This is a genomic window from Phenylobacterium conjunctum (assembly GCF_042679085.1).
In the GTDB taxonomy this organism is placed as follows: domain Bacteria; phylum Pseudomonadota; class Alphaproteobacteria; order Caulobacterales; family Caulobacteraceae; genus Phenylobacterium; species Phenylobacterium conjunctum.
The window spans coordinates 19,204-29,580 of sequence record NZ_JBHTLQ010000044.1; the positions used below are offsets into that span (position 1 = coordinate 19,204).

Genomic DNA, 10,377 nt, shown 5'->3' on the forward strand with positions numbered 1-10,377 from the left:
ACGATGAATGCCATTCGCCTGATCGCGCTCGCGGTCGCCGCCCTGACCCTCAGCGCCTGCGCCAAGGACATCCCCTACGCCACGCTGAAGACCAAGTACGCCACCCCGGCCTCGCGCTTCGTGACCCTGCAGGACGGGGTGACGGTGCACTATCGCGACCAGGGCAAGGCCGACGGGACGCCCATCGTCCTGGTTCACGGCTTCGCGGCCAATCTCGACACCTGGGAGCCCTGGGTGGCGCGGCTGGGCAAGGATCATCGGGTGGTGACCCTGGACCTGGCGGCTCACGGCCTGACCACGGTCCCGGCGGGCTACGAGGTCTCGACCCCCGGCCAGGTGGCCATCGTCGACGGCGTCGCCCAGACGCTGAAGCTCGACCATTTCGCCCTGGCCGGAAACTCCATGGGCGGCGGCGTGGCCTGGAACTACACCCTGGCCCATCCGGAGAAGGTCGACGCCCTGATCCTGGTGGATTCCGCCGGCGCGCCGGTAGACCCGGCGGCGATGAAGGACCGCAAGGGCCAGCCCCTGATCTTCAAGATCATGCGCACCGCCCCCGGCCGCGCGATCCTCAAGCGGCTGAACCCGCGGCCCCTGACCGGCAAGGGGCTGAAGCAGGCCTATATCGACGAGAGCCTGGTCACCCCGGCCCTGGTCGACCGCTATGTGGACCTGGCGCTGGCGCCCGGCCGCCGCGAGCTGCTGCTGAACGGCCAGGCCGCGCCGCGCAAGCCCGCGACCGCCGAGACCTTCAAGGCCATCAAGGCCCCGACCCTGGTCATGCACGGCGACGCCGACACCGTGATCCCGCTGGCCGCCGGCCAGGCCCTGGCGGCCGCCATTCCGGGCGCCAAGCTGATCGTCTATCCGGGCGTCGGCCACGTGCCGATGGAGCAGATCCCCGACAAGTCAGCGGCGGACGTTGAGGCGTTCCTGGCGACCTTGCCGGCGAAGTGAAGATGCTCCCCCTTTTGGGGAGCTGTCAGCGAAGCTGACTGAGGGGGAGGGCCGTGCGCCGTGGGTGCGACACGGCCCCTCCACCCCTTCGGGGTCTCCCTCCCCCGGAGGGAGAGGACCTGGACAACTCGGTCCGGGTCGCCGCTAATGCCCGCCCAAGCTTCCTCTGCAGTTCGGTTTTCCAGGGTCATTTCATGCGGGCTTTGTTGCTGGCCACGGCCATTTCGTTCATCGCGGCCACGGGCGCCGCCGCGCAGGACGGTCCGACCAGGGTGTTCACCGCCCGCGACCTGTTCGGCCTGCAGCAGGCCGCCGATCCGCAGATCCGCCCCGACGGCGCCCAGGTGGCCTATGTGCGGGCCTCCAACGACCTGATGACCGACCGCACCCGCCGGACGATCTGGCTGGTGGACGCCAAGACCGGCGCCCAGTCGCCGTTGGTGGCCGACGAGGGCTCGAGCTTTTCGCCGCGCTGGTCGCCGGACGGCAAGCGCCTGGCCTATGTGGCGGTGGTCGGCGGGGCGCCGCAGCTGTTCGTGCGCTGGATGGCCGATGGCCGCGCGGCGAAGGTCGCCACGCTCGAACAGGCGCCCAGCGACATCACCTGGTCGCCGGACGGCAAGACGCTCGCCTTCACCGTGCTGGTCCCGGCGCCTGGCGCCAGCCTGGCCGCCCCCATCGCCAAGCCCGAGGGCGCCCAGTGGGCCGAACCCCTGCGGGTCGAGGATAGGGTCAACTGGCGGGCCGACGGCGAGGGCGAGCTGAAGCCTGGCTATTCCCAGGTCTTTACGGTCTCGGCCGACGGCGGCGCGCCACGCCAGCGCACCTTCGGCAAGTTCGACGCCCAAGGCCCGTTGGCCTTCGCCAAGGACGGCCAGGGCCTGATCTTCGCCTCCAACCGCGGCGCAAACTGGGAGCGGGACGCCGGCGAGAGCGAGCTGTTCCGGGTGTCCCTGACCGACGGTGGCCTGACCCAGCTGACCAAGCGGGTGGGGCCGGACTATGCGCCGGCGGTCTCGCCGGACGGTAAGCTGATCGCCTATGTCGGCTACGACGACGCCCGGCATCGCGGCTACGAGAACCAGCGGCTCTATGTGATGAACGCCGATGGCTCGAACCCGCGGGCGCTGACCGCCGGCCTGGACCGCTCGGTGGGCGATCCCCAGTGGTCGGGCGACGGCAAGGCCATCTATGTGGACTATGCCGACCTGGGTCAGACCAAGGTCGCGCGCGTGACCCTGGACGGCAAGATGACCACGGTGGCCGAGGGCCTGACCGGCGGCGGCCTGGACCGGCCCTACGCCGGTGGGGCGTTCAGCGTGGCCCGGGACGGGACCATAGCCTTCACCAAGGGCGACGCGCTCAACCCCGCGGACCTGGCGGTGACCAAGGGCGGGGCGGCGCGCACCCTGACCGCGCTCAACGCCGACCTGTTCGCCGGCAAGACCCTGGGCAAGGTCGAGGCCCTGCCGGTGAAGTCGTCCTTCGACGGCAAGTCCATCGGCGCCTGGATCGTCACGCCGCCGGGCTTCGACCCCGCCAAGAAGTATCCCCTGATCCTGGAAATCCACGGCGGGCCGTTCTCGGCGTATGGCCCCAGCTTCTCCACTGACAACCAGCTCTATGCGGCGGCGGGCTATGTGGTGGTCTATTCCAACCCGCGCGGCTCGACCTCCTATGGCGAGGCCTTCGCCAACGAGATCGACCGCAACTATCCGAGCCACGACTATGACGACCTGATGAGCGTGGTGGACGCCGCCGTGGCCAAGGGCTTCGTCGACGACAAGCGGCTCTATGTCACGGGCGGCTCTGGCGGCGGGGCGCTGACCGCCTGGATCGTCGGCAAGACCGGCCGGTTCGCCGCCGCCGCCACCCAGAAGCCGGTGATCAACTGGACCAGCCAGGTGCTGACCGTCGACGGCTATACCGGCATGGCCCGCGACTGGTTCGGCCAGATGCCGTGGGAGGATCCCATGGCCTATTGGAAGCGCTCGCCCCTGTCCCTGGTGGGCAATGTGACCACTCCGACCCTGGTGGTGGTGGGCGACAAGGACCTGCGCACCCCGCCCAGCGAGGCCGAGCAGTACTACCAGGCCCTGCAGCTGCGCGGTGTGCCGACGGCCCTGGTCAAGGTGCCGGGCGCGAGCCACGGCGGCATCGCCGCGCGTCCGTCGCAGGCCGCCGGCAAGGCTGCGGCGATCCTCGCCTGGTTCGAGCGGTACAAGGGTAAGTAGGCCGCGACGCAAGAAAGGCGCCACGCAATCGCGCGCGTTAACGAACTGGTGGGAAACGCCGCCTAGCCTCCGACGCAAGAAATAGGCCAGGAGGCGGATTTGGCGCTCGGCGCGCGTTTGGAGCTTCGTCAGGGGCAGGGGCTCGTCATCACGCCCCAGCTGCAGCAGGCCATCAAGCTGCTGCAGCTCTCCAACATGGAGTTGGAGGCCTATGTCGAGGGCGAGCTGGAGCGTAACCCGCTGCTGCAGCGGGACGAGCGCGACAACGAGCCTGAGGCGGAAGCCCAGCCGCGCGAGGTCGAGTCCTACGCCGCCGACCAGATCCCCGAGACCGGCGCCAGCGCCGAGATGGATGTCAGCCACGACGCCGAAGCCTCTCCGGGCGAGCGCGCGACTGGCGACGGCGCCGACACCCGCGAGACCGGCGGGGCGGTGGACTGGTCCAAGGCCGGCAAGGGCGGCGGCTTCGAGGAGCTGGACGACTTCGAGCAGCGCCTGACCCGCGACAAGACCCTACAGGAGCACCTGCACGACCAGCTGATGGTCTCAGGCTTCACCGGGCCGGAACTGGCGGTGGCCAGCGTCCTGGTCGATGCGGTGGACGAGGGCGGCTACCTGCGCGGCGACCTTGCGGAGACCGCCGAGCGGCTCGGCTGCGACCTGACCTTTGTCGAGGACGTGCTGCGCATCCTGCAGCGGTTCGAGCCGGTGGGCGTCTTCGCCCGCGATGTGCGCGAATGCCTGATGATCCAGCTGAAGGACCGCGATCGCTGCGATCCGGCCATGATGGCGCTGCTGGACAACCTCGACCTCCTGGCCAAGCGGGACATGAGCGCCCTGCGCCGCGCCTGCGGCGTGGACGACGAGGACCTGAAGGACATGATCGCCGAACTGCGGGCCCTGACGCCCCGACCCGGCGCGGCCTTCGGCGGCGAGCCGGCGACGCCGGTGGCGCCGGATGTCTTCGTGCGCGAAGGGCTTGGCGGGCTATGGCACGTGGAGCTGAACAGCGACACCCTGCCGAGGCTCCTGGTGGACCAGCGCTACCACGCCCGTGTCTCCGCGGCGGCGCGGTCGGACCAGGAGAAGACCTTCGTCGCCGACTGCGTGGCGTCCGCCAACTGGCTGGTGAAGAGCCTGGACCAGCGGGCCAAGACTATTCTGAAGGTGGCGTCCGAGATCGTGCGCCAGCAGGACGGCTTCCTGGCCTTCGGCGTCGAGCACCTGCGGCCGCTGAACCTGAAGACCGTGGCCGACGCCATCGGCATGCACGAGTCGACCGTGAGCCGCGTGACCTCGAACAAGTACATCGCCACGCCGCGCGGCATGTTCGAGATGAAGTTCTTCTTCACCTCGGCGATCCAGTCGACCGAAGGCGGCGAGGCCCATTCGGCCGAGAGCGTGCGTCACCGGATCCGCCAGCTGATCGACGCCGAGCGCTCGGAGACCGAGGTCCACTCCGACGACCGGATCGTGGAGATCCTGAAGGAGACCGGCGTGGACATCGCGCGCCGGACGGTGGCCAAGTACCGCGAGGCCATGCGCATCCCGTCTTCGGTGGAGCGCCGCCGGATGCTGAAGGAAGCGGTTTAGCCACTTTTTGGAGTGGTATTGAGTCCCAGCTAGAATTGGCCCTAAGGCGTTGATTTAGAAATCAAATCCAGGGTTCTGGCAGCCCTTCGACGCGCAGCGCCTCAGCCACGGCGGGGCGCGCCAGCAGGCGGCGGGCGTGCGCGCCCACATGGGGCAGGTCGCGGGCCGGCCTGGGCAGGGTGCGGCCCCAGCGGGTCATCATCAGGAGGTAGAAGTCGGCGGCGCTCAAGGTCTCGCCCAGCAGCCAGGGGCCGTCGCCCAGCTGGGCGTCGAGGCGCTCGAACGCGCCCATGACCCGGTCGCCCACGGCGGCCTGCACCGCATCGACCCCGGCCGGATCAGTGGTGAACTCGTGCGGATAGAACCAGGCCCGGAACTCGGACTGCAGGGTGTTCGTGATCTGGGCCATCCAGCGATAATAGAGCGGCCGCAGGGGATCGCCCGGCGGCGGCGCGAGGCCGGCGGCCGGATAGGCGTCGGCGAGATGGAGGCCAATGGCCATGGTCTCGAACAGCACCAGGTCGCCATCAACCAGCACCGGGATCTTGCCGTGCGGATTGAGCGCCAGATAGGCGGCGCTGGACTGGGCGTCCTTGTCGCGGTCGACAAAGGCCAGCTCGAAGGGGACACCCAGCTCGCGAAGCAGGATGTGCGGGAAGAGGCTGGCGTTGCCGGGGTTGTAGTGAAGGGTGATCACGCTTCCAGGCTCATTTCATAGAGGTTCCAGGCGGTCTTGGCGGCCACCTGATCATAGAGGCTGCGGGCTCGATAGTTGTCGTCTGCGGTGGTCCAGCGGACCACGCCCCAGCCGCGGGTCCGTCCTACCTGGGCGACATGGGCGAGCAGGGCGCGGCCGGTCCCCTTCGCGCGGGCGTCGGGGCTGACGAACAGGTCGTCGAGATAGCCCATGTCCCGGCCGACCGCGGGCCGGGGCTGGCGTCGGAAGTGGGCCAGGCCCACCGGGGTTTCCCCCTCCAGGGCCAGGACGCCTTCGAGCTCGTGGGCGGGATCAAGGATCCAGCCCCAGACCGCCTCGGCCACCTCGTCGGTCAGGGTGCGCTTGTAGAAGGTGGTGTAGCCGTCGAACAGGACGCGCCAGGCGGGCTTCAGGTCGGGGCGGGTGGGGATGTCGATGATGGTCATGGCGCTATCGGTGCGCCGGAAGTGGTCTGGGTTGAAGGGCCACTTTGGGTGGATGTGGCAGACCACTCTTGTGTCATCCCGGCTTCCGCTACGCGGAAGCCGGGATGACAGCCCAAATCACCGCGGCAGGGCTTCGGCGATCTGGACGGCGTTGAGGGCGGCGCCCTTCAGGAGCTGGTCGCCGGAGAGGAAGAGGCTGAGGGTCCGGCCGGTGGGGTCGGACAGGTCGGCGCGGATGCGGCCGACCAGAACGTCGTCGCCGCCCGAGGCTTCGTTCGGCATCGGGTAGTGGTTGGCGGCGTGGTCGTTGACCAGGCGCACGCCCGGCGCATCGGCCAGCCAGGCCTCGGCCTCGCCCGGGGTGACCGGGTTCTCGAACTCCACCACCAGGGACATGGAGTGGGCGCGCAGCACCGGCACGCGGACGCAGGTGAAGGACAGGCGCATGTCCGGGGCGGACATGATCTTGCGGATCTCGGCCATGGCCTTCAGCTCCTCGCCATTATAGCCGGTCTCGGCGTCGACCCCGGCGTTGTGGCTGAACAGGTTGAAAGCGTAGGGGTGCGGCAGGACCTGGGGCGCATAGGCCTCGCCCTTCAGGTAGGCGGCGGTGGAGGCCTCCAGTTCAGCCATGGCCTGGGCGCCGGCGCCCGAGGCCGATTGGTAGGTGGCGCCGATCACCCGGGTGACCTTGTTGTGAGCGTGCAGGGGCTGCAGGGCCATCACCGCGATGGCGGCGACGCAGTTGGGGTTGGCCACGACCTTGGGCTGGTCGGCCAGGAGGGCGCCGTTCACCTCCGGCACCACCAGGGGCACGTCCTCGTCCATGCGGAAGGCCGAGGAGTTGTCCACGACCACGCAGCCGGCGGCGACCGCCACGGGGGCGTACTGGCGGCTGATGGTGGCGCCGGCCGAGAACAGGGCGACATCGATCCCGTCAAAGCTGTTGGGCCCCAGGGGCTCGACCACCAGGTCCTGGCCCCGGAACGGCAGGGTCTTGCCGGCCGAGCGCGGCGAGGCCAGCAGGCGCAGGGAGGCCACGGGGAAGCCCCGGCGCTCCAGGCAGCCCATCAGTTCGATGCCGACCGCGCCGGTGGCGCCGACGATGGCGACATTCAGCGGCCGGGACGGGCTCTGGGCGTCGAGGTTGGATTGGTGTTGCGTCATCAGTCTCTCTCCGGGGTGTTGGTCCGGGAGGACGGGGCGCTGTGTTCTGGCTGAAGCGACCCCGTCCTTATCCGGCGGGGTCTTGGGGGATCAGGCGGCGTGCGCGCGCGGTCCCCCAGGCCCCGAGAGCCCGGTGGTTTTAATCGCGCTTTTAATAGTGGCGAACCGCATGAGGAGGGCCGTTACCGGATTGAGGGGGTGGTGTCAAAGGGGAGGAGCTGCTTACCCGTCCCATCGGTGTCATCCCGGAAAGCCGCGTGAGCGGCTTGTCCGGGACCCAGACGCGCGGGGTTGTCCGGAGAAGCCCGTGTCTATGGGTCCCGGTCTTCGGCTGCGCCGAAACCGGGATGACACAGGAGGGAGAACCGGGATGACACCCCTTGCAGGGTCCTCGCTTGAAGCTGTGCAAACGCGACTTTTGGGCGCTTGACACCTTTGCCGGAGAGGCGCGTTCTTTCACTCATGCAAGTGTTGGTTTCCGGCAAGCATGTCGCCGTCGGGGAGGCCCTGCGTGAGCGGGTCACCGACGAAATCGCCTCCTCCATTGGCAAGTATTTCGACCGCGGCGGTAACGCCGACGTCGTTGTCAGCCGGGAGGGTCATTCCTTCAGGGTCGACTGCGCGGTGAAGCTGGCCTCTGGCCAGGCGCTGCAGAGCCATGGCCTCGGCGCTGACGCCCACGGGGCGTTCGACGCGGCCCTGGCCAAGATCGAGACCCGAATCCGGCGCTATAAGCAGCGCCTGAAAAGCCACTCGATCGCCGCCACCGCACGCCAGGCCGAGACGGCCTCGTACTTCGTCCTGCGCGCCCCGGACGACGACGGCGCCGACGAGGTCTGGGACGACGAGGACCACAGCGCCGAGTCGCACAGCGCCATGGTCATCGCCGAGACCGAGAAGGATATCCGCACGATGACCGTTTCCGCGGCGGTCATGGAGCTGGACTTGACGGAATCTCAAACAATCGTGTTTAGGAACGCGGCTCACGGCGGATTGTCCGTGGTATATCGCCGGCCCGACGGGAACATCGGCTGGATCGACCCCGAACGCACCAAATCGTCGAACGGGAACGGGACGAACGGAACGGGCCACTAGGCTCCTGCGTTTCGCGCGTCTCGACGGTCTTGGCTTCTGTCGGGCTGTACAGTTTTAGGCGTCGCGAGACACATGGTTATGGTTGAGCTTCTGGACCGCGCGGCCATCGCGCCGCGGGCGAGCGCTTCGAGCAAGCGCCAGGTTCTGGCCGTGGTGTCCGAGATGGCGTCGCGGAATTTTGGTCTCAGCGCCGGCAAGGTGCTGGATGCGCTCATGGAGCGCGAGGCGGCCGGTTCGACCGGGGTGGGGCATGGCGTCGCCGTGCCGCACGCCCGGCTTGAGGGCCTGGACCGCATGCGTGGTGTCTTCATCCGCCTGGAGCAGCCGGTGGACTTCGACGCCATCGACGACCAGCCCGTGGATTTGATCTACGCCCTGCTGGCGCCGGCGAACGCCGGTTCCGAGCATCTGCGGGCCCTAGCCCGGGTGTCGCGGGTCCTGCGGCAGGGTGACCTGCGCGAGCAGCTGCGCCAGGCGCGGACGCCGGACGCCATTCATGTCCTGCTGGCCCAGGAAGCGCGCTCCACGGCGGCTTGAGGGGGGCTTCTTCCCTACCCCTTGCCGTCATGGCCGGGCTTGTCCCGGCCACCCATCAACACCGTGTCAGCGGATAGAATGCGGCGGAGCCCCTGCGCCCAGGCTTGAACCTCAGGCGCGTATGGGTGGCCGGGACAAGCCCGGCCATGACGTTTTGAAGGATGAGGCGCTCCGCACGAGGAGCGGGGGCGCTACGCCCTAGTGCACCGACACCGGGGCCAGTTCGTGGGCCAGGGCGGCGGCGACGGCGGTGTTGCGGTCGGTCATGACCGCCAGGCGTTCGCCGTTGGCGCGGTGGACCGCATAGAGGGTCTGTTCGGGGTCAAGCTCGAAGCCCTCGATCCGGCCCTCGGGCGTCGAGGCCAGGATCTCCGCGGCCTTGATCGGGCGGACATAGACGAGGTCAGGACCGCCCAGGGCGGCGAAGGCTTCCGTGGTCAGTTTCGGGGTCAGATCAGGCGTCATTTCGACCACCTCCTTGTTACTCAAACGCGACAGGCGTCCTCCGGTTCGGCCGGACGTGGGCGTCGCGTGTTCTGGTTCAGCTCCCCGAGCCGGTCTGGATGGGGATGCGCTTGACCAGGCCGTTGGGCTCGGGGCGGGCCAGGTCGATGTGCAGGAGGCCGTGCTCCAAGAGGGCGCGCTCCACCTGCATGCCGTCGGCCAGGACGAAGGCGCGCACGAACCCGCGGGCGGCGATGCCGCGATGCAGGTAGGCGTCCTCAGCCTTGCCATTGTCCTCGCGCCGGCCAGCCACGGTCAGCTGGCGGTCCTCAAGGGTCACGTGCAGGGTGTCAGGCGTGAAGCCGGCCACGGCCAGGGTGATGCGCAGGGCGCCCCCGCCGCGGTCTTCGACATTGTAGGGCGGATAGCTCTCGGCGGCGGCCTTGGCGGCGCGTTCGATGAGGCTACGCGTATGCTCGAAGCCCAGCAGGAAGGGGCTGTCGAAAACCACAGTTCGATTCATTCCAGAGTCCTCGCGGATCAAGCGACTCTCCGTGAGCCCGCCCGAGGTCTGGCGCGGGCTCCGGATGAAACAGATGTGGTGATGCGCCGGGCCGGGGTCAATGGAACCCGGCCCGGAGGTCGCACGGAACGGCTCAGGCCGCGCCCGGGATGGGTAGGCGCTCCATGATCTCCACCCGGTCGCCGGGGAAGATGGTGAAGTGCGGATGGTCCAGGAACAGGCGGGCGGCCTCGTCGTGGCTCTCGGCGGTCAGGATCACATAGCCGCCGACCTGGTTGCGGGCGTCATGGACGCCGGCCTTGTCGGTGGTCTTGTTGACGCCCACTGGCCCCCCGGCGTCGACAATGCGAGCCGCGTTGTTGGCCATCCAGGCGCCCCAGGCCTCCATGCCGCGGGCCATGTCGGCCTCGCTCATCTCCGGCGGACCGCTGACGGGATTGGGGTCGCCCATGAACAGGGCCAGGAAGGTCTTCATGTGGGGTCGCTCCTTTGGGTGACGTTCCTCGAAGGACGCACCTTAGGCGCTGATCCCGACAGATCTCATCCTCCCCCGCCGGCGGGGGAGGATTTGGCGCTCAGTTGCTCCCCCTCTGGGGGAGCTGTCGCGGAGCGACTGAGGGGGCCGACGCGCAGCGGCGGTTGCTGGGTCAGCTACCGCTTGCTTTCGCAAGCGGCCCCCTCCGG

The 10,377-nt window shown here is 68.8% G+C and carries 11 protein-coding genes; 5 read left to right on the forward strand and 6 right to left on the reverse strand.

Features of this window, described 5'->3' with window-relative positions:
• Positions 1-3 precede the first annotated feature (3 nt).
• The 3 genes from ACFQ27_RS16180 (at position 4) to rpoN (ending at position 4,784) form a co-directional block, all read left to right on the forward strand.
• A complete protein-coding gene (locus ACFQ27_RS16180; protein ID WP_377354334.1) occupies positions 4-957 on the forward strand; it encodes an alpha/beta fold hydrolase in 954 nt (317 codons plus the stop codon).
• Between the two features lie 194 nt (positions 958-1,151).
• A complete protein-coding gene (locus ACFQ27_RS16185; protein ID WP_377354335.1) occupies positions 1,152-3,191 on the forward strand; it encodes a prolyl oligopeptidase family serine peptidase in 2,040 nt (679 codons plus the stop codon).
• 99 nt (positions 3,192-3,290) lie between these two features.
• Positions 3,291-4,784, forward strand: coding sequence for an RNA polymerase factor sigma-54 (gene rpoN / locus ACFQ27_RS16190; protein WP_374345851.1), 1,494 nt, complete (start codon positions 3,291-3,293; stop codon positions 4,782-4,784).
• 61 nt (positions 4,785-4,845) lie between these two features.
• Here rpoN and ACFQ27_RS16195 read toward each other — a convergent pair whose 3' ends face one another.
• The 3 genes from ACFQ27_RS16195 to ACFQ27_RS16205 form a co-directional block, all read right to left on the reverse strand.
• The gene (locus tag ACFQ27_RS16195; protein WP_374345852.1) at positions 4,846-5,481 is read right to left on the reverse strand and encodes a glutathione S-transferase family protein; all 636 of its coding nucleotides are present in this window, start codon (positions 5,479-5,481) and stop codon (positions 4,846-4,848) included.
• Positions 5,478-5,927 (reverse strand): GNAT family N-acetyltransferase, encoded by a 450-nt coding sequence (locus tag ACFQ27_RS16200; RefSeq protein WP_377354336.1) that lies wholly within the window; start codon positions 5,925-5,927, stop codon positions 5,478-5,480. The genes ACFQ27_RS16195 and ACFQ27_RS16200 overlap by 4 nt, the downstream gene beginning before the upstream one ends.
• Positions 5,928-6,044: 117 nt before the next feature.
• Positions 6,045-7,094, reverse strand: a complete 1,050-nt coding sequence (locus ACFQ27_RS16205; RefSeq protein ID WP_377354337.1) for an aspartate-semialdehyde dehydrogenase — start codon at positions 7,092-7,094, stop codon at positions 6,045-6,047.
• A 462-nt stretch (positions 7,095-7,556) separates the two neighbouring features.
• On the opposite strand from ACFQ27_RS16205, the gene hpf reads away from it, so the two are divergent.
• Positions 7,557-8,189 (forward strand): ribosome hibernation-promoting factor, HPF/YfiA family, encoded by a 633-nt coding sequence (gene hpf / locus ACFQ27_RS16210; protein ID WP_374345855.1) that lies wholly within the window; start codon positions 7,557-7,559, stop codon positions 8,187-8,189.
• Positions 8,190-8,261: 72 nt separating this feature from the next.
• Positions 8,262-8,726 carry a PTS IIA-like nitrogen regulatory protein PtsN gene (gene ptsN, locus ACFQ27_RS16215; protein WP_374345856.1) on the forward strand — a complete coding sequence of 155 codons (465 nt, stop codon included), beginning with the start codon at positions 8,262-8,264 and terminating at the stop codon, positions 8,724-8,726.
• 198 nt (positions 8,727-8,924) lie between these two features.
• Here the strand turns inward: ptsN and ACFQ27_RS16220 are convergent, their stop codons facing one another.
• From ACFQ27_RS16220 to ACFQ27_RS16230, 3 genes are all read right to left on the reverse strand, one after another.
• Positions 8,925-9,191, reverse strand: coding sequence for a DUF1150 family protein (locus ACFQ27_RS16220; RefSeq protein WP_374345857.1), 267 nt, complete (start codon positions 9,189-9,191; stop codon positions 8,925-8,927).
• Positions 9,192-9,267: 76 nt separating this feature from the next.
• Positions 9,268-9,693 (reverse strand): Hsp20 family protein, encoded by a 426-nt coding sequence (locus ACFQ27_RS16225; RefSeq protein WP_374345858.1) that lies wholly within the window; start codon positions 9,691-9,693, stop codon positions 9,268-9,270.
• Between the two features lie 133 nt (positions 9,694-9,826).
• A complete protein-coding gene (locus ACFQ27_RS16230) occupies positions 9,827-10,168 on the reverse strand; it encodes a hypothetical protein (RefSeq protein ID WP_377354338.1) in 342 nt (113 codons plus the stop codon).
• Positions 10,169-10,377 lie beyond the last annotated feature (209 nt).

What these genes read in the sequence shown, in the direction of transcription:
- hpf (WP_374345855.1), top strand. Translation starts at nt 7,557, where the DNA reads ATGCAAGTGTTGGTTTCCGGCAAGCATGTCGCCGTCGGGGAGGCCCTG.
- ACFQ27_RS16225 (WP_374345858.1), bottom strand. Translation starts at nt 9,693, where the DNA reads ATGAATCGAACTGTGGTTTTCGACAGCCCCTTCCTGCTGGGCTTCGAG.
- ACFQ27_RS16180 (WP_377354334.1), top strand. Translation starts at nt 4, where the DNA reads ATGAATGCCATTCGCCTGATCGCGCTCGCGGTCGCCGCCCTGACCCTC.
- ACFQ27_RS16200 (WP_377354336.1), bottom strand. Translation starts at nt 5,927, where the DNA reads ATGACCATCATCGACATCCCCACCCGCCCCGACCTGAAGCCCGCCTGG.
- ACFQ27_RS16230 (WP_377354338.1), bottom strand. Translation starts at nt 10,168, where the DNA reads ATGAAGACCTTCCTGGCCCTGTTCATGGGCGACCCCAATCCCGTCAGC.
- ACFQ27_RS16205 (WP_377354337.1), bottom strand. Translation starts at nt 7,094, where the DNA reads ATGACGCAACACCAATCCAACCTCGACGCCCAGAGCCCGTCCCGGCCG.
- ptsN (WP_374345856.1), top strand. Translation starts at nt 8,262, where the DNA reads ATGGTTATGGTTGAGCTTCTGGACCGCGCGGCCATCGCGCCGCGGGCG.
- ACFQ27_RS16220 (WP_374345857.1), bottom strand. Translation starts at nt 9,191, where the DNA reads ATGACGCCTGATCTGACCCCGAAACTGACCACGGAAGCCTTCGCCGCC.
- ACFQ27_RS16185 (WP_377354335.1), top strand. Translation starts at nt 1,152, where the DNA reads ATGCGGGCTTTGTTGCTGGCCACGGCCATTTCGTTCATCGCGGCCACG.